General features: G+C 60.5%; 12 protein-coding genes and 3 pseudogenes. 9 read left to right on the forward strand and 6 right to left on the reverse strand.

The features are described 5' to 3' along the window. Window positions 1-16 precede the first annotated feature (16 nt). Window positions 17-529 carry a MaoC/PaaZ C-terminal domain-containing protein gene (locus tag MUH00_RS20870; protein ID WP_247004733.1) on the forward strand — a complete coding sequence of 171 codons (513 nt, stop codon included), beginning with the start codon at window positions 17-19 and terminating at the stop codon, window positions 527-529. Between the two features lie 107 nt (window positions 530-636). Here the strand turns inward: MUH00_RS20870 and MUH00_RS20875 are convergent, their stop codons facing one another. Next, window positions 637-1383 carry an enoyl-CoA hydratase/isomerase family protein gene (locus MUH00_RS20875; RefSeq protein ID WP_247004208.1) on the reverse strand — a complete coding sequence of 249 codons (747 nt, stop codon included), beginning with the start codon at window positions 1381-1383 and terminating at the stop codon, window positions 637-639. 319 nt (window positions 1384-1702) lie between these two features. Here MUH00_RS20875 and MUH00_RS20880 point away from each other — a divergent pair, with 319 nt between their 5' ends. Together MUH00_RS20880 and MUH00_RS20885 are read left to right on the forward strand one after the other, a co-directional pair. After that, a complete protein-coding gene (locus MUH00_RS20880) occupies window positions 1703-2545 on the forward strand; it encodes an acyl-CoA thioesterase (protein ID WP_247004209.1) in 843 nt (280 codons plus the stop codon). 383 nt (window positions 2546-2928) lie between these two features. After that, window positions 2929-3526, forward strand: a pseudogene (locus MUH00_RS20885) (transposase domain-containing protein); the annotation flags it as partial. 106 nt (window positions 3527-3632) lie between these two features. On the opposite strand, the pseudogene MUH00_RS20890 reads toward MUH00_RS20885, so the two are convergent. Beyond that, window positions 3633-3852: pseudogene (locus tag MUH00_RS20890) on the reverse strand (IS5/IS1182 family transposase); the annotation flags it as partial. 128 nt (window positions 3853-3980) lie between these two features. Here MUH00_RS20890 and MUH00_RS20895 point away from each other — a divergent pair. From MUH00_RS20895 to MUH00_RS20905, 3 genes are all read left to right on the forward strand, one after another. Continuing rightward, on the forward strand, window positions 3981-5621 hold the full coding sequence (locus tag MUH00_RS20895) for a hypothetical protein (RefSeq protein WP_247004210.1): 1641 nt from the start codon (window positions 3981-3983) through the stop codon (window positions 5619-5621). Between the two features lie 3 nt (window positions 5622-5624). Further along, complete coding sequence (locus MUH00_RS20900) at window positions 5625-6413, forward strand: ABC transporter ATP-binding protein (protein WP_247004211.1); 789 nt, start codon at window positions 5625-5627, stop codon at window positions 6411-6413. 86 nt (window positions 6414-6499) lie between these two features. Further along, a complete protein-coding gene (locus MUH00_RS20905; protein ID WP_247004212.1) occupies window positions 6500-7171 on the forward strand; it encodes a hypothetical protein in 672 nt (223 codons plus the stop codon). 240 nt (window positions 7172-7411) lie between these two features. On the opposite strand, the gene MUH00_RS20910 is transcribed toward MUH00_RS20905, so the two are convergent. Beyond that, the gene (locus MUH00_RS20910; protein WP_247004213.1) at window positions 7412-9853 is read right to left on the reverse strand and encodes a PAS domain-containing sensor histidine kinase; all 2442 of its coding nucleotides are present in this window, start codon (window positions 9851-9853) and stop codon (window positions 7412-7414) included. 125 nt (window positions 9854-9978) lie between these two features. Between MUH00_RS20910 and MUH00_RS20915 the strand changes: the two are divergent. Continuing rightward, window positions 9979-10386: pseudogene (locus tag MUH00_RS20915) on the forward strand (PEP-utilizing enzyme); the annotation flags it as partial. Window positions 10387-10561: 175 nt separating this feature from the next. On the opposite strand, the gene MUH00_RS20920 reads toward MUH00_RS20915, so the two are convergent. After that, window positions 10562-11170 (reverse strand): TetR/AcrR family transcriptional regulator, encoded by a 609-nt coding sequence (locus MUH00_RS20920; RefSeq protein WP_247004214.1) that lies wholly within the window; start codon window positions 11168-11170, stop codon window positions 10562-10564. Between the two features lie 97 nt (window positions 11171-11267). Here MUH00_RS20920 and MUH00_RS20925 point away from each other — a divergent pair, with 97 nt between their 5' ends. Next, window positions 11268-14210: an efflux RND transporter permease subunit gene (locus MUH00_RS20925; RefSeq protein WP_247004215.1), complete on the forward strand. Its 2943-nt coding sequence runs from the start codon at window positions 11268-11270 to the stop codon at window positions 14208-14210. A gap of 357 nt (window positions 14211-14567) precedes the next feature. Here the strand turns inward: MUH00_RS20925 and MUH00_RS20930 are convergent, their stop codons facing one another. Further along, complete coding sequence (locus MUH00_RS20930) at window positions 14568-14843, reverse strand: PadR family transcriptional regulator (RefSeq protein ID WP_247004216.1); 276 nt, start codon at window positions 14841-14843, stop codon at window positions 14568-14570. A gap of 792 nt (window positions 14844-15635) precedes the next feature. Here MUH00_RS20930 and MUH00_RS20935 point away from each other — a divergent pair. Next, window positions 15636-16523, forward strand: a complete 888-nt coding sequence (locus MUH00_RS20935; RefSeq protein ID WP_247004217.1) for a fumarylacetoacetate hydrolase family protein — start codon at window positions 15636-15638, stop codon at window positions 16521-16523. 47 nt (window positions 16524-16570) lie between these two features. Here the strand turns inward: MUH00_RS20935 and MUH00_RS20940 are convergent, their stop codons facing one another. Beyond that, entirely contained in the window at window positions 16571-17338 is a 768-nt protein-coding gene (locus MUH00_RS20940; RefSeq protein ID WP_247004218.1) for an IclR family transcriptional regulator, read from the reverse strand. Window positions 17339-17753: the final 415 nt, after the last annotated feature.

Below are 17753 nucleotides of genomic sequence, written 5' to 3' on the forward strand. Positions count from 1 at the left end.
CGTTTCGGCGGACGAGATCGTCGCCTTTGCGGAGCAATTCGATCCGCTCGAGTTTCACACCGATCCGGAGGCCGCGTCGGAGAGTCGATACGGCGGCCTCATCGCTAGCGGCTACCGCACGCTCTCCCTCTCGGTTCGGCTCGTCGTCGAGGAAGTTCGAAGCAAACGGGCCGTCATCGCCGGTCTCGGAATCGACGACGTCCGCTGGCACGAACCGGTTCGGCCGAGCGAGACGCTCTCCGTGACGACGACGGTTCTCGATAGTCGCCCGTCCGAGAGCGATCCGACCACCGGCGTCGTCCGCGAACGGATCTCGGTGACCAACCGGACGGAAACCGAGGTACTCTCACTCGAGAATTACGAGCTAGTCGAGCGGCGAAATTCGGCGCGCTGGAACGGGCTGACCGACGTTACCTGGTTGCGGTTTACGGGACGAGTCGATCCAGCTACGTCGATCCACTACCCGCGATGTGGGATTCCGTTACAAGTGCTGGCGATCGTACCGACTCGTACTCGCGGCTTGCGTTGACCGCCGGCTTGAAGCCGTTTGAGCCTCGAGTCGCGGGGCGACCAGTGATGTGGCTCGGCAAGAGTTCGAACGTATCCACGATCGAACGGCCGACAGTCGGTCCGGGATCACCGTTCCAAGAACGCGTTCACGCCGTCTTCGTGTTCCGGCGTGCCGTACGCGATCGATTGGGTGAGAAGTTCGTGGTCGAGCGCCTCCCGCCAGTACCGACCCATGTTTTCGTGAATCGCGCGTTTTGTCAGCCCGAGCGTCGTCGTTGGACGCTGTCGGAGCGTCTCGAGGAGGTCGTCGACGGTCGCCTCGAGGTCGCCGTCCGGGACGGCCTCGTTTACGAGGCCGATCTCCGCGGCTTCAGCCGCGGAGACGAATTCGGCGGTCAGCGCTAGCCGTTTGGCGGTGCGAAGGCCGATGAGTCGCGGAAGTAAGAACGTCCCCCCGGTATCCGGGACGAGTCCGACTCGCGCGAACGCACAGCTAAACGACGCTGAGTCGGCGGCGTATGCGAAGTCGCTGACGGCCGTTACCGCGAGTCCGGCACCGACCGCATCGCCGTTTACTTTCGCGACGATCGGTACTTCGGACGTGAGGGCCGTTTCGACGACTCGGCCGAGCGTCTCGCTCGTCCGGTCGAACGATTCCTTCGGGGTCTCGTCGCGCTCGGCCATCGCCTCGAGGTCGCCACCAGCGCTGAACGCGTCGCCCTCGCCGGTGAGAACGATCGCGTCGTGCCCGTCGGCGTCGGCGCCGTCGATGGCGTCAGCTAACGATTCGGCCGCCTCGGCCGTGAATGCGTTCAGCGAGTCGGGTCGATCGAACGTGACCGTTCGCACGCCGTTCTCGTCGTCGACGATCATACGCCACCAATTCCGCCGCGGCTGTTAAATTTTGCTAGACGAAGCATCCGCGGCGGACAACGTCGTGTAGTCGCCTCCACGGCCGTACGAACGGCTCCGATCGAGCTTCGAGTGGGTGCTCGATCGTCGTGAGAAAGGAGACGTTCGGCTCGAACCATCGTGGCGGCCATAGCACCGAATGCCCGTCGTCGTACAGAAAGACGCGCCGCTCGGTCGACGAGCCTTCCAGCGCACCAAACCGGGTCGAACTCGTACCTGGATGTAACTTCGTTTGCCGTTTCCTGTAGTATAGTAGTACTCGACCCAGTACGGACGCGGTGTGAAAACGATTAGCGATACGGAGGTACGATTCGGGGAGCTTGCTGGACCGCTTGTTCACGGCTCCGTCCTCTTCGACTGGCAGTTGGTTTCGACACAGGAAGTGGCCGCCGCCTTCGATTACTCGTTCGAGGAACTCCTCGACGACGACGGCATTCCCTACGCGCCTGTCGTGGTCGAGACGTCCGTCCACAGGTATCCAGCTCTCGGCGATCGTATCACCGTCTCGACGGTCCCGATCGACGTCGGGAGATCGAGCGTCGAACTCCTCTACGAAATTATCGACGGCGACGGAGAACGCCTTGCGACGGCACGAATGACCCACGTGACTATCTCGTCGACTGGCGCTGCACTCGCGTTACCCGAACGGGTTCAATCGGCGTTCGCCGAGGCATGTGTTGACCGCGATCCCGAAGTCGGTCCGGCGACCGGGACAAATGAAGGAGCGCACTTGCCCTCGTATTCGACGTCGGTCCCGATTCGGAGTCCCTACGTCGAGGGTGCAAACCTGGCTTACTTCGAGGAGTATCCTCGCTTCGCGGGGATAGCTCTCGAGGAGTATCTCATCGAGTGCGGGACGAGTCTCGGCGAACTCGCCGAGGAGAAACAGCCGTATCGGATCCGTGATTGGAAGTGGGAATTTCGGTCACCCGTTCGGTTTCAAACTGAACTCCACGTCGAATGTACTGTGGTAAGCGTTGATCGAGAGACCATTCGAGTCGCTCACGAATTGACCAGCGGTGGAAAAACGAATATTAGCGGAATTACGGAATACGGCTGCTTCGACCGGACCGGGGCGGCTGTTCCGTTCGACGACGAGATGATAGCTCCATTTGAACCGTAACGGAAGCGGTCTTCCCTTCATCGACTCGACCCGCTATCGTCCGTACGATCGTCACGCTTCTGGTTCGACCATCGCTTCCGCGAAATCCGGCAAACCGTTTCATCGCTCTGAGTTCGGTCTATGGCTCTGATGTCGACCGTGGGAAAATGAGGGTGGTTTTGATCCACGGCAACGTTCGCTACATCGGCGGCGACAGGTATGTATCCGTGACTGAAACGATCCGGGAAACGCGATAAATCGCTCGCCTGACCGCGGAGATCGCGCGACTCGGAAAAAGACGAGCCTTTTTAGTCGTCGTCACGTCGCAGGTGAGATGCGAAGACCGCCTCAACGGCGGTGTTCAGATAAGGGTTGAAAGGTGGGCAGAGCGTTCATACGTGTCTATGCCCGAAAATTCGTCTCAACAGGCGTCTCAGCCGGAGCGATTTGGATTTTGTGGATCGAGAAGCAACACCACGGCTGTTGATGAAGCTCGGTGTTCCGCTCCACCTCGATTGACTCTCGCTTTCGAATACTGTTCGAGATACCGAGATATTCGGTGTGACCCGGGTACGATCGCCCGTCATAACTGAGCGCACAAAGTCGATCTACAGTCCGAGTCCGGACGGAACCCGGATCGCGTCGCGGTCGATGAAGCCGTGATCCGACTCAACGACGAACAGTACTGGCTGTATGCTGCTGTCGCACCCGAAACGAACGACGTGCTTCACACGGCGCTTGAACCGGCTATAACCGAGGATAGCCAGTTTGTTCTTTACGGATCTGCGGGAGAAACACGATGTCGACGACGCCGTGTTTCTCATCGATGACGAGAAGACGCTGAACTATGCTCGCCAGTGGCACGCTCTCGATTTCAGACGCGAACGACATGGGAATCGGAACAGTGTCAAACATATATTTTGGGAGATAAAACGACAAACCGTACCGTTTTCAAACTTCTTCAGCAACGCCGAAGCACCAATTGCTGATCAGTGGCTCAAATTGGTGCGTTCGCAGGAACCAGCTTATCTGACCGCGACCGTTCGGTCGGACCACTCCTCGATATTTTCGCGGCTGTCATCAGGGTCGGACAAGCGGCCGAGAGCCCGGACCCAGAAGCGTGCAACTCAGCGTCTAATCGTGCATTCCACTCCTTGTGGACCGACGAGAAGTCGCGGTGTTTGATGAGGGGACGTGTCCTTCTCCATGGGTTACTGCGCGAATCTTCTGGTCTCGTGGCCCTTGTCGCCGTGGTGAATCGCAACGTCGTCGGTGTTCTGGTTGATCGGCGATGGAGCGATCTGTGTGTCGTGTTTTCTGGTCGTTGTATCGACTGAGCCTGTACGCCCCCGAGGATTTCAACACGGCCGTCTCAGATCGTACTTGTAGTCCGGCGGATATTATTTGACCAAAAATAAGTACGCTGAAGGTGCAGGTGCAGACGGTAAGGGATCGAATGATCGCCACCTGGCTCGACGGTAGCGTGCGAATCGCCCGAATCGAGTGGAGACGCTACCGCCGCGAGTTTGGCCACTCGCGGGGCCGCCGAGCCGCCCTGATTCTCGTATTCTGTGCGACTGCCGTCGCCCTCGGCGTCGTTTCGTGGCTACTCGGTCGCGAACTGGCCACCGGTGGACAGCCGCCGCGTTCCGAGGCGTCGCTCGCGGCGGCGATCGGGTTCGTCTTGCTCGCGGTCCGGAGCTCGTCGCTGACGAACGGACGCTTCGAGCAGCTGGCTCCCGACGCCCTGCTGACGGCGGTTTCCGCGCGGACGGCCACCGTCGGCCTGGTGCTGTTCGTGTTCGCTCGAGTCGGCGTCGCGCTCGCGATTCCGGCGATCGGCGTCGCCGTCGGACTCGCGCTCGGCGCCGGATCGGCGGCCGTCGCGCTCTCTACGATCGCGGCGATCACGGCCCTCGCGGCGTTCGCCGCCGCGGTCGGCGTCGCCGGCAGACTCGCGGGTACGATAGTCGGTCGACGGCTGGCACGGGGCGGCTTGTACCGGGATCTGCTCGTCGCGTTCGGCTGGATTCCGATCGCGGCCCTCTGGGTTCTGCGTCAGGAGCTGTCGGTGCCGATCGACGAGCTGTCGTCGTGGCTCGAGTACCTGCCGCTCGCGCTCCTGGCCGATCTCGCGTTGCTGGGTGCGGGCGAGCGCGCTGGCGTCGAACCGATCCGTGGACTGGCCGCGCTCGGAACCGTCGCGCTCGCCGTCCCGCTGCTGCTCACGCTCGCGACCGTGTTCGCCCGTCGACTCTGGGAGACCGATCCCGCAGGTTCGACGCGATCGGCGCGGTCGTCCGGCTCGCACTCGCTGGTCGTTGACGGGCGGTTAGAACGGCTTCTCGGCGAGCACGTCTCGCGTCCGAGCCTCGTCGTCGCCAGGGAGCGCCTGCTCGCGGAGCGACGCGTCCCGCGGGGGGTGTTGTCGGCGGGCTATGCGCTCTGTTTCGTCGGTCTGGTAGGCATGCCGCTGTTCGGAGTCCTCCTGGGTGCGCCCGGATTCGTGCTCGTCGTGTTCACCCTCGGGCTGGCGACCGGACTCGTCTTCGGCACCGAGCCGATCGGGAAGACGTACCGCGTCCTTCCGATGCTACTCACGACGGTTCGAGGGCGGGATTTCGTCGGCGGACTGCTACTCGCGAGTCTCGTCCTCGGAGCCCCGCTCATCGCGGCCGTCGTCCTCCTGCTCGGGATCGCGAGCGACGCGAGTCTCGCGGAGACGCTCGCGTTGATCTGCACCGGTTTCGCGATCTGTGCGTGTACTGCGACGGTGAACGTCGCCTTCGAGATGAACGCCGATCGCGCGGATCTCGTTCGGGTGCCCGGCTTTTTCATCGACGTTCCAGTGTACTCGGAAACGGGAGTATCGGCGTTCTACGGGATGGCAAAGACGTTCGCGGTCGTCTCGGTCGTAACCGTCCCGGCGTTTCTCGGCACGTCGCGACCGGTGTTCGAACCGTTGGCCGCACTCGGAATCCCCACCGCGGCCGTCCGCATCGGCGCGCTATGCTGTACGATCGTCCTCGCGATCGGCGTCTCGAGGCTCGCGTTTCGAGTCGCCGTCGACCGCTACCGCGACTACCACCTCGAGTGAGCTATGACCAGAGCAACGACCGACGGATTCGAGAACTCGAACGCGGAACCGAACGACGAGCCGGCCATCGTCACGAACGACCTCACCAAGACCTACGGAGCGACGACGGCCGTCGAGGGGCTGAACCTCGAGGTCGCCGCCGGCTCGGTGTACGGTTTTCTCGGCCCGAACGGGGCGGGAAAGACGACGACGATTCGAATGCTGACCGCGTTGACGCCCCCGACGAGCGGTTCCGGGACCGTCGCCGGGGCGTCGATCACGGACCGCGAGGCGCTCATCGACCGCATCGGCTACCTTCCCGAGACGCCGCCGATCTACGAACAGCTCACGGCCCGCGAACAGCTCGAGTACTACGGCGGACTGTGCGGGATGGATCCGGAGGCGCTCGAGGAGCGGATCGAGACGCTGCTCGACCGGCTCGATCTGGCCGCCGACGCCGACGATCGAATCGTCACCTATTCGAAGGGGATGCGCCAGAAGACGGGGTTCATCCAGGCGATCGTGACCGACCCCGACGTAGTCTTTTTGGACGAGCCAACCTCCGGACTGGATCCGCGGGCCGTGCGCACGGTTCGAGACCTGATCGCCGAGCTCGCGGACGGCGGGACGACGATCTTTCTCTCGACGCACGTTCTCCCCGTCGTCGAACGGGTCGCGACGGCGGTCGGGATCCTCTACGACGGACGGTTAGTCGAGTCGGGGTCGCCGGACGACCTCCGCGACCGACTCGAAGCCGGTCGCGACTCGACGCTCGAAGACGTCTTCCTGGAGGTGACGACCGAAACGGAGTGAACGGGCATCGAACCTGTCGGTGACGAATGCGCACATGCATCGCTCGCACGAATATTTAATACCTGGACCTGTCTAGTATAGTACGAATGCTCTCCCGCATCGGTTCCCTTTACGAGAACAAGCCGTTCCGGACCGTCATCGGCACGATCGGCGTCCTCGCCGTATTCGTGAGTTTCACGGAGATGACGCTGCGAACGACCGTCCCGTTAGCCGTTATGCTTTTCGCGGTGCTGTTACACGACGCTGCGGACGAGGAGTACGACCTGCCCGACGGGACGAACCTACTCGTCTACGGAACGTCCGTCTTTACCGCGGGTGCGTACTTGGCGATCGTCAATTCTCCCCCGCAGGTCGGCGGTCTCTTGGCCCTCACGGGTCTCTGGTTCGTCTTCGACGGCGCGACGACGATGCGGTACGAGCCGTCTCGGGAGGACCACGAGTACGTGTCCGACCTCGATGACGACGATTCGGGCGAGATACTGCTTCGAATGCAGACGTTGAACGTGGTGTATCAGGGTCTCAGAGACGCCTCGGAACCGCAAACGGCCGCGGCGCTTGCCGCCGACCTCGATCTCACCGAATCGCGCGTCGAGAGCGCCCTCGGATTTATGGAAACCAAGGGCCGCGTCGATCGGATAGAAAATCGGTACCGGGCGGTGCCGCCCCGATGGGGTCGCTTGGATCCAGCCGTCCAGGCCCTCGTCTGGCTTCCACGGCGAGTTATTCGTCCGTTCCGCCGGCTGGCCGCGAACGCGTAGCCCGCCGGCTACCGGCTGCGGCGGTTCGTCGAGATCAGGATCGAGGCAAGCGAGCGTGAGGGGACGAAATCGAGCCTTGTCTGGACGCTGGAGAGCACGACTCACACCGGGGAACTACCCACCAGCAGAGCCCGAATCGATGAAACAGTGTAACGCGATGGATTCCGACCTCCCTATTACTTGTCGGAAATGGCGTACTGGATACAGAGATGTGTTCAACCGGTCAGTGTCTGCGCTCACTCAGGCGTCGTCCGGCGTCGGGAGCGACACCGAGAACGTTGCTCCCTCCCCCGGTTCCGAATCGACCTGGATCTCTCCGTCGTGGCGATCGACGATCCGCTTGGACAGCGCTAACCCGATACCGGTACCGGTGTACTCGTCCTGCGTGTGGAGCCGCTGGAACACCTCGAAAATACGATCCTGATCCTCGGGGTCGATGCCGATCCCCTCGTCGCGGACCGACACCTCCCACATCGATCCCGACCGCTCGGCCGCGACGTGAACGCGCGGGGGCTCGTCGCCGCTGTACTCGATCGCGTTCTCGAGCAGGTTCTGAAACAGCTGGCGGAGCTGACTGGCGTCACCCCTGACATCCGGAAGGTCCTCGGTCGTAATCTCGGCGTCGTGTTCCTCGATCCGGAACTGGAGGTCGGCCAGTACGTCCGCAAGGACGGCGTTGAGGTCTACCGGTTCGAACGGATCACCCTGCGTCTCGACGCGAGAGTACTCGAGCAAGCCGTCGATCATTTCCCGCATTCGATTGGCACCGTCCACGGCGAACTCGATGAATTCCTCCCCGGTCTCGTCGAGATCGCCGGCGTATCGATCCTCGATGAGCCGGAGGTAGCTCGATATCATGCGCAACGGCTCCTGGAGGTCGTGAGAGGCCGCGTAGGCGAACTGTTGGAGGCGTTCGTTCGACTCCTCGAGTTTATGCTCGTACGTCTTCCGTTCGGTGATGTCGCGAGCGACGCCGACCATCCGCGTCGAACCGTCAGCATCGTGGACGAGATAGCCGGGGGCCGTGATCCACCGGACATTCCCATCTCGAACGATACGAAGCTCCTCGTGCTTCGGATCGCCCGTTTCGAGCGTATTGTCGATCGCCTCGCGAGCCCTCTCTCTGTCCTCCGGGTGAATCACTCCGACGAACCCCTCCCAGTTTTCGACCGTGGTCCCATAGAGCGACTCCGCCGAAGGGTAGAACGACGCTTCATCGGTCTCGATGTTCCAGTCCCAGACGACCGCGTCGGTCGCATCGAGGGCTAACTCCATTCGCTCTCGGATACGTTGGAGGTCCTGCTCGCGCTCTTTGCGCTCGGTTACGTCCTGAACCGCGCCGCGGACCGAGACGATCTCTCCGTCTTCTACGTGGGGATCTCCTTTGATGTGGAGCCAGCGCACCTCGCCGCTGGGCCTTCGAAACCGGGCCTCTACGTCGAACGGCTCTCCGGAATCGAGTGCCGTTTCAACGGCGTCCTCGACGATCGGTCGGTCATCCTCGTGGTAGACATCGAGCGCCTCCTCCAGCGGCGGTTCCTCGTCGCGGGGAACCCCCAAAATATCGAAAACGTGATCGGTCCAGAACACCTCGCGGGTAGCCGTTTCGATCTCCCAACCGCTGACGTCCGCAATGCGTTCCGTCTTTTCGAGAAGTTCACGGATTCGTTCGAGTTCCTGTTCGCGCTCCTTGCGATCGGTGATATCTTCGAAGTACACGGAGAGGCCGGACTCCGAGGGGTAAACCCGTACCGCCGCCCAAATCCCCAGCGGGTCCAATTCCCGCTCGAAACGCACCGGTTCCTGGGTGGCCATCGCCTTCTCCAGTGTCTCGAAGAGCGGATTGGTCTCGTCGACATCGATCACTTCCCACGGTTTCCGTCCGAGAAGTTCTCCTGCTGGCTTGCCGAGGTATGTTTCGGCGCGTTCGTTCACGTACTCGAACCGGAACTCGTCGTTGAGAGCGCAGAAGGCGTCGTCGATCCGCTCGAAGATATCGTCGAGTTCCTGTTTGAGGTCGTCGCGCTGGCGTTCGAGTCGCGCTGCTTGCTCCTCCAGTTGGTGCTCGTACTCCCGACGCTCGGTCATGTCGCGGGTAACCTTCGTGAATCCCTGGAGTGCGCCCTCGTCGTCCCGGATGGCGGTGATCGTGACGTTCGCCCAGAAGCGCGAGCCGTCCTCGCGGATGCGCCACCCCTCATCCTCGACCCGGCCCTCGGTTGCAGCGATTTCGAGATTCCGATCTGGCACGTCGTCGACGACGTCGTCGTCGGTGTAGAACGTCGAGAAGTGTTCGCCGACGATTTCGTCCTTCGAGTAGCCCTTGATCCGCTCTGCCCCCTGGTTCCAGCTGACGATCGTGCCCTCGGGATCGAGCATGAAGATCGCGTAATCTTTGACCGCGCTCACGAAGGCGCCGAACTGCTCCTCGTCGGGTTGTCGGGAATCCGATCGTTGCTCCTCGGACAGCCACCAGATTCTGTCTGAATCGCCCGCTTGTTTGGTTTGAACTTCTCCTTGTTCGGCGAGCTCCTCTAGATAGCGGCGTGCAGTTTGCTGCGTACACCCCAGCGCATCAGCGACTTCCTCGGTAAAGAACGGCGTTGGCGGCTTGTCTGCTCGGTCGAAGATCTCCCGGAGGTCATCTTTCGTGATTCGCGGCGTTGGCCCAGGAGATCCCATGGCCTCTGTATATCGGTGCGGACATATAAGCGCTCGGCGATAGCAATATAAGTATACAGTAGCCCGCTATTTTAGTACGTTATACGCGCGTTCTATTTACCACTGCTCCAGCAATATTATCCTAACACGCGTCGTTAGACGCGCCGCCGGTGCTCACGAGCGAAGGCGAAGCGCCGACCTCGCGTCGGGAGTCCGCGGACGTGCCGGACGGGACGCTCACCGGAACCGGCGTCTCAAGCGGGGTCGTCGAAGGGCGGGCCCGGGTCGTCTACGATCCCGCTGAGGAGACGATAGCGAAGGGAGAGATACTCGTCGCACCGTCGTCCGATCCCGGGTGGACGCCACTGTTCCTGAACGCGGCGGGGATGGTCGTGGAAGTCGGCGGTCGGATGAGCCACGGCGCGCTCGTCGCTCGGGAGTACGGGATTCCGGCGGTGGTGTCGGTCCCCGACGCGACCCGACGCATCGAAACCGGACAGCGAGTGCGAATCGACGGCGCGCAAGGGACGGTCGAGATCGTAGACGAGTCGTGACGTTCGCGTCGCGTCGAGTTCGTCGATCGTTCGCCGAGTAGTTTCGGCGGAGCTCCCGCTTTCGCGGCGTTGACCTGATAACCGATGCCGCGCGTTCGCAATCAAAATCACTTAGTTGACGCTTTAAACTGCAACCATTCACGCGGATTCGACTACCCGAGAGCGGTGTTATAACCTACGGTTCCGCTAGCAGACCCCGTACTAATACTGTTTGCAGGGCACTCTGGAACTCGGAATAGTCGGTGTTCCCCCACTCTTCGTAGAGCTCTCTCTGAGCTATTATCAGTTCGATGACTCCCAACACTTCTACGATAGTTCCCGGGTCCGCATTCGAGATAAAGCCGTCAGTTTGCGCTTGGATGTCCTCCATGATCGGGAGGAAGCGGTCGAAAAATCTGTCCACAGCGGACTCGAACATCGATTCATCGATATGGAGATACGTCTCCTGGGGATTCTGGTGCGTCTGTATCAGCAGGGGCCGTTCTTCGAATTCGCGAGCCCACGTTTGCAGAAACCGTCGAAGCTTCTCCTCGGGATCGTTCGCCGTCGCGACTTCCCCTTCGATCGCGTCCATGAGTTGTTCGTTCTCCCGGATGAGAACTTCCGTATACAGCTCCGACTTAGTGTCAAAAAACCTATAAAACGTGCTCTCGGCGATCCCGACGGGTTCGGTCACGTCCTCGACCGTGGTCTTTTGAAATCCGTGCACCTCGAATAACCGTCGAGCCGTCTCGACGAGTTCGTCTCGTATTTCGTCGCGTTCCTCGTCGCTGAAGCCGCGCATGGTTCTACTCTCGAATTAAAAATAAATGGCCTTTTCGCTCATGAGCTCCTGAGTCTATGAGCGAAAAAGCTATTGACTCATAGACTCATGAACGGGTATGGAATGGACCGATCGTTTCTCGGCCGCGATCACGGCACACAGTCGGGTTGTCATCGCTATACTGCTCGCATTTACGCTCGTCATCGGGACCGGCGCGGGATTCGTCGAACAGGATTCATCACTCGATCAGTACTACAGCGATACCGACGCTGCGGAGGCGCACGAGTACGTCGCTGACAACTTTTCGGCCGGAAGCGAGAACACGACCTACGTTCAAGTCGTCGTGAGAGGCGAGAACGTTCTCTCGAAAGAGTCGCTGATTCAAACGATCCGCTTGCAGCAGTCGTTCCAGGCGGATCGGGAGATCAACGACACGCTCGCCGATTCGCAACAGCCGATCGGTATCGCGAACGTCGTCGCGACGAGAGGCGTCGTTGCGGAGCAGCGGTCAGAAGTGGAGACGGCGGCGAACGAATTCGAAGAACTGAACCGAACCGTCCGCCTTCGGGCGGAGACGCTTCAGCAGGATCGTACGGCGGTGAACGAAACGCAGCAGCTGCTTCGAACCCGTCTCGAAGCGCTCGACGAAAATCGGTCGGCGTCACCCGAAGACGCGTTTGACGACGTACGCGCGAACTCGGAGCTCGATCTGAACGAGAGCGACTATCGAACGTTCGCCGATGCGGTCCGATTGCTGCGTGCGGCCGAGACCGACTCAGAGGCCGAGACCGCGTACGAGATGGGCACACGGGGAGTGCTGGCCGAAGAGTACGCGGACTTCGAGCGACGAAGTGCCGAACTGCGAGCTGCGCAAGACCGACTCGAAACGCTCGGCGAGGATCTGCGAGCGGGTCGGAACAGCCTCGAAAGCGCAGCTTCACCGACGCTCGAAGAGCAGGCCAAGCAGCTGGAATCGATGAATCAGTCGGCGATCGATCGACTACTGGAACGCGTTCTCGATCCGAACGCGTCCGATTCGACCGAGGCGCTCGCACTGATGCCGGTCGACTACGATCCGGGGTCGACGACGGCGAACGCCACGATGGTCATTATCGCACAGGAGACCGGCGAAGACGTCATTCTCGATCCGGACACCGCGCCGCCCGAGATCATCGATTCCCAACTCGCGATGCAATCGATCGCGGAGGAGTTCTCCGATTCGCACGACGTCGACGCGTTCGTATTCGGGATCGGCGCCATGGGTGGCGAGATCAACCGCTCGATGGCGGATAGCCTCAAAATTACGGGTCCGTTCGCGCTCGTTCTCGTTCTCGCGACGCTGATACTCGCGTATCGGGACCTGCTCGACATCCTCCTCGGTCTCGCCGGCCTCGGTGTCGTCTTCGTCTGGATGTTCGGCGCCATGGGCTGGCTCGGGATCGATTTCAACCAGATCTTCATCGCCGTTCCCGTCCTGCTGATCGGACTCGCCATCGACTTCGCGCTTCACGTGATCATGCGCTACCGGGAACGGCGACAGCACTCCGGCGGGAGCGTCCGGGATTCGATGGCGGTTTCGCTCGCCGACGTCAGCTTGGCGTTGGTGTGGGTGACGGCGACGACGGCGATCGGATTCCTCATGAACTTCCTGAGCCCGGTCGCGCCGATTCGCGATTTCGCCGTGATCAGCGCCATCGGAATCGCGTCGGCGTTCGTCGTCTTTACCGTTTTATTGCCCGCCCTGAAAATCGAGATCGACGGCGCGCTCGAAGCGCGCGGCTACGATCGAGAAAAACGGGCGTTCGGCACCGACGGCGGACGGTTCAGCCGGATTCTCTCGCTCGGCTCGAATGTCGCTCACAAATCGCCCGCGATCGTAATCGCGTTGGTGCTTCTCGTGAGCGCGGGCGGACTGTACGGCGCCGCACAAGTCGAAGCGGAGTTCGCACGGGAAGACTTCTTGGCGGCGGACTCGCCCGAGTGGATGGACCACTTGCCGGAGGCGCTCGAACCCCACGAGTATTCGATGCAGCAGAATCTGGCGTATCTCAACGACCACTTCTCCCGTCAGGACTCCCAGGCGTACATTCTTCTCCGAGGGAACGTGACCGATCCCGACGCTCTTCAGCGTCTCGATCGGGCCGAGACGAAGGCGGCCGAAAGCCCGATAACGCAACGCCTTTCGACGGGCGAGGCGCGAACTCAGTCCCCAACCGGCGTGATGCAGCGGGTCGCTGCGGAGAACGAATCCTTCGAGGCGACCCTCGGTGCGGCTGATACCGACGGTGACGGTGACCCCGATCGTAACGTCCGGCAGGTGTACGACGAGTTGTTCGACACGGCGCCCGACAGCGCCGCCGCAGTCATCCATCGGACCGACGACGGCGAGTATCGCGCCCTTCGAATGACCGTTGTGACAGCGGGCGACGTAACCCACAGCGAAGTCACCGACGAAATGCGAGCCGTTGCGGCGGTCGCCGACGGTGAAACCACCCGCGCCACCGCGACTGGCGATCCGATCCTGTTCGAAATCGTTTCCAGCGAGATACACGACACGTTCGTTACGACGCTAACCGTCGCCCTCGTCGTTATCGCGGCGCTTCTCGTCGTCGGGTATCGGCTGATGAGCGGGAGTGCGGTGTTAGGCGTCGTGACGATGCTTCCGGTCGTTTTCGTTCTGATCTGGATTCTCGGAACGATGGCGCTCCTCGATATCTCGTTCAACCCGCTGACGGGGATGATCACGAGTCTCACCATCGGTCTCGGGATCGACTACAGCATCCACCTGAGCGAGCGCTATACGCAGGAGTTGAACGATGGTCACGCGCCGGAGACGGCGATGAACACTGCGGTGACCGGCACGGGTGGAGCGCTTCTCGGAAGCGCGGCGACGACCGCGGGCGTCTTCGGCGTGCTCGCTTTCGCGTTTCAGCCCGGTCTCCAGCAGTTCGGTCTCGTCACGGCGCTGACGATCGTCTATTCGTTCTTCGCCGCGGTCTACGTCTTACCCAGCTTGCTCGCCGTCTGGACTATGTACTTCGGAGCATCCACAGCTCACTGATAGAATTTGGAAATATCAGTGATACTTGAAATATCAAAATTGGAGATATACGAGAACAAAAAGACGATTGGACGGGCGGGAAGTCCGGAATCGATGACCGAGCTCGCGCTCGGCGACGCGAATCCGTACTCCCTCACAGCGTTCGGCTGTCTCTCCTGTTCGTTCTCGGGATCGGCGTCTGGGGATTTTCCGGCCCCGAGTTTCGAGAGACGTCTCTCACGGCAGGCGGGTTCGCACTTCGCGGCGCGGAATCTACGGTGCTGGCCGCGCTACGCGAGCGCGCGGTGACGCCGCTGGTGCGTGGTACCGGCCTTTCTGCTGCCGTTGCGATCGCATCGGCGGGCGAAGGCGGCCGACTTACAGATCGACGTACTGGCTCTCCCACTCTCGTCGGTCGTCGATCGTCTCTTTCCCTGCGTCGGTAATGGCGTAGTAGTTAGTCCGCCTGTCGAGTTGCCCTTTCTCGACCAACTCGTTGTTGACGAGGGTATCGAGGTTCGGATAGAGCCGACCGTGATTGATCTCGGCGCTATAGTACGTCTCGACTTCGTCTTTGACTTCTTGGCCGGACGGCTGGTCGGCGCCCGCGATGACGTACAACAGGTCCCGTTGGAATCCGGTGAGGTCGTCCATCGCACGAGAGAATTCAACAAAGATGTATTTGTTATCTTTCCCGCATTGGATTGTATGTTTACGTTTCATGAGAGTAATCGGTCGAATACTGTACTGTATTCTCATCTAATCGTCTAATTGAGGATTTTTCTAAACATACAAGTTTGTAAAAATATCTGATGTGATACACTTCCTTCTCTCAAATTCGGAATCGGTGTTTCCGAAACTGTTCTCAAACCGGATGATACACCGTTTTATCTCTCTACAGAAATATTCAGTGGCATTCTGATTTCGACGTTTTTTGCGTCGAAATCGAAGTCGTGTCGTAGGATCGCTGCTTTCGGCCGGGACGCAAAATCGTCGAGAAACGCGACGTCGAGAACACCGTGTTTCTCGGTGGGCTCCGAGCAGAAGATCGAAACCGCGTCTTCGGTTCTGGGCGTATAGGGCCTGATGCGGGAAATAAGACGGGTAGAGGATCGCTGCAATGTACGATCAGCACCGCCGATCGGTGAGCTGGGTCACGGCTTCATCAATCGCGACGCGATCCGGGTACTTTCCCGTCCGTCGACTGTAGATCGGTTTTGTGTACTCAGCTATCTGACATTAATCGTACTCGATCGATGCTGTATCGCTCTTATTCACATACTATATTCGGAACTGGTATTTTGGGATCTGATCGAGTACCCGATCGTATCGGTTCGCGCGGTTTGGCAATCTTCGATCACCGAAACAGAACTCGATCCGTAGCGGCGTCCGTCTTTCAGCGTACCGAATGAGTTATTAAAAAATAGAGCCGAATCGACAGTGCGTATGCGAATTGGACAATACGAGACGGCGGACACCGGACAGCTCTGGTGCGGCGTAACGACGAACGCGAGAACCGTTATCAACCTCCCGAAAGCCGGCGCCGCCGCTGGTGTCGATATCCCGAGACGGAGCACCGACTTACTGACCGACTGGCAGTGGCAACGCAAGGTCGAATTAGCCGTCGAATACGCCGCGGAGACGGGAACCGGCGTCTACGATACCGACGAGGTGGACCGACTTGCACCGATAACGGATCCGGAGAAGGTGGTGTGCGTCGGCCTCAATTACCGGGATCACGCCGAGGAAGGCGACAACCCCATCCCCGACGAACCCGTGCTCTTCTCGAAGTTCCCCACGACGGTAACTGGTCCGGGAAGCGCGATCACCTGGGACCCGGACCTCACGGAGAAGGTCGATTACGAGGCGGAACTGGTCGTCGTGATCGGTCGCGAGACGCGGCGGGTCGATCGGGAGGACGCGTTCGATCACGTCGCCGGCTATCTGGTCGGCAACGACGTCTCCGCACGGGACCTCCAGCACGGCGACGGCCAGTGGGTTCGCGGGAAAAGCCTCGATACGTTCGCGCCGATCGGTCCGGAGCTCGTGACGACCGACGAGGTGGACGACCCCCACGACCTCGACATCTGGGCCGAGGTGAACGGGGAGCGCCTGCAGGAGTCGTCCACGTCGAACCTGATCTTCGGCGTCGACGACCTGGTGTCGTTTTGCAGCCAGGCGTTTACGCTCAAGCCGGGCGACCTGATTTTCACCGGAACGCCCCCCGGAGTGGGCGTCTACCGGGAGCCGCCGGTGCTCCTGGAGGACGGCGACAGCGTGACGATCGGGATCGACGGAATCGGCGAATTGACGAATAGCTGTGCGTACCTGTAGACGTGATGAATCGAGGAGATCCCGCGGACTTCGATCGTGGACGGGTATCAAACCGAGTGCTTGATATCGAGTTCCAGTTCGTTGACCGCGCCGAGAACCTGCTCGGGTAGCTCCTCGGTCAGCCACTCGCCCTTGATCCGATTGGCGGGGCCTGAGACGCTCAAGGCGCCGATAACGGCCTCCTCGGAATCGAGTACCGCGGAACCAACCGCGTTCACGCCGCCCGTCGTTTCCTGTCTATTGAACGCGTATCCCCGTCGTCGGATCCGCTCTAACTCCTCGAACAGTTCGTCTCGCGTCGAAATGCTGTTGTGCGTTCCTTCCGGGAGACCGTGTTCCGCGACGATCGCCGTAACGCGTTCGTCCGGCAGATTGGCGAGAATCGCTTTCCCCGCCGCACTGGTGTGTATCTCTCCGCGTTTGCCCACGTGTGCTCCGGTCTGGACGGCGCTCTGGCCCACTTCGGTGTAGAGGTACACGCGTTCCCCATGCTCTTCGACGATAAATTGCGCGCGCTCTCCCGTTTCCGCCGCGAGTTTGTCGACCTTCTCTTTGATCTTCGGATAGGCGGTTACCTGTCGCTGTGCGTACCCGCCCATCGTGAGAAACCCGAGACCGACCTGGTATTTCTCCCGATCGGCTACCACGTAGTTGTGCGTTCTGAGGGTCACCAGATGACGGTGGACGGTGCTCTGGGACAGGCCGAGGAACGCGGAAATCTCTTCGATAGTCGCGCCGTCGAGTTCTTGGATCGCGTGAACGATCTCGATCGACGTTTCGGTCGTCTTGACCGTCGAGCGGAGTTCGTTTGCCATGCCCATCCATGGTACTCGAACACAATAAATCCCGCATATTCGGATCGCATGATCGATCGGCGTGAATTCGACTATCGTACTGGAAACGTACCGAGACTACTGACCGTGAGATCTCGGACGCGAGACTGGCTGCGATCTTCCCCTACCGATCGTGCCACGGATACGCCGGCCGAACGCGGATCCCAGTTTCCGGGGTTGGGTTGTTTGCCGCCAAAAAACGCATGCAGAATGCGAACGAAGCTGATTTCGCCGTTTACGATCGACGGTGACATCGTGAGGCAGTCGGGGTTTTATAATCGTACTGCCGTAAAATTCTGATCCCGAATTCTGGGATAGACCGGTCGATCGTGATCGGATCACGTGCGTTGTTAGCGCGTGTGAACCGTGTGTTTACACATGTACAACTGTAATAAAC

It is taken from the genome of Halosolutus gelatinilyticus (assembly GCF_023028105.1).
GTDB classification, from domain to species: domain Archaea; phylum Halobacteriota; class Halobacteria; order Halobacteriales; family Natrialbaceae; genus Halosolutus; species Halosolutus gelatinilyticus.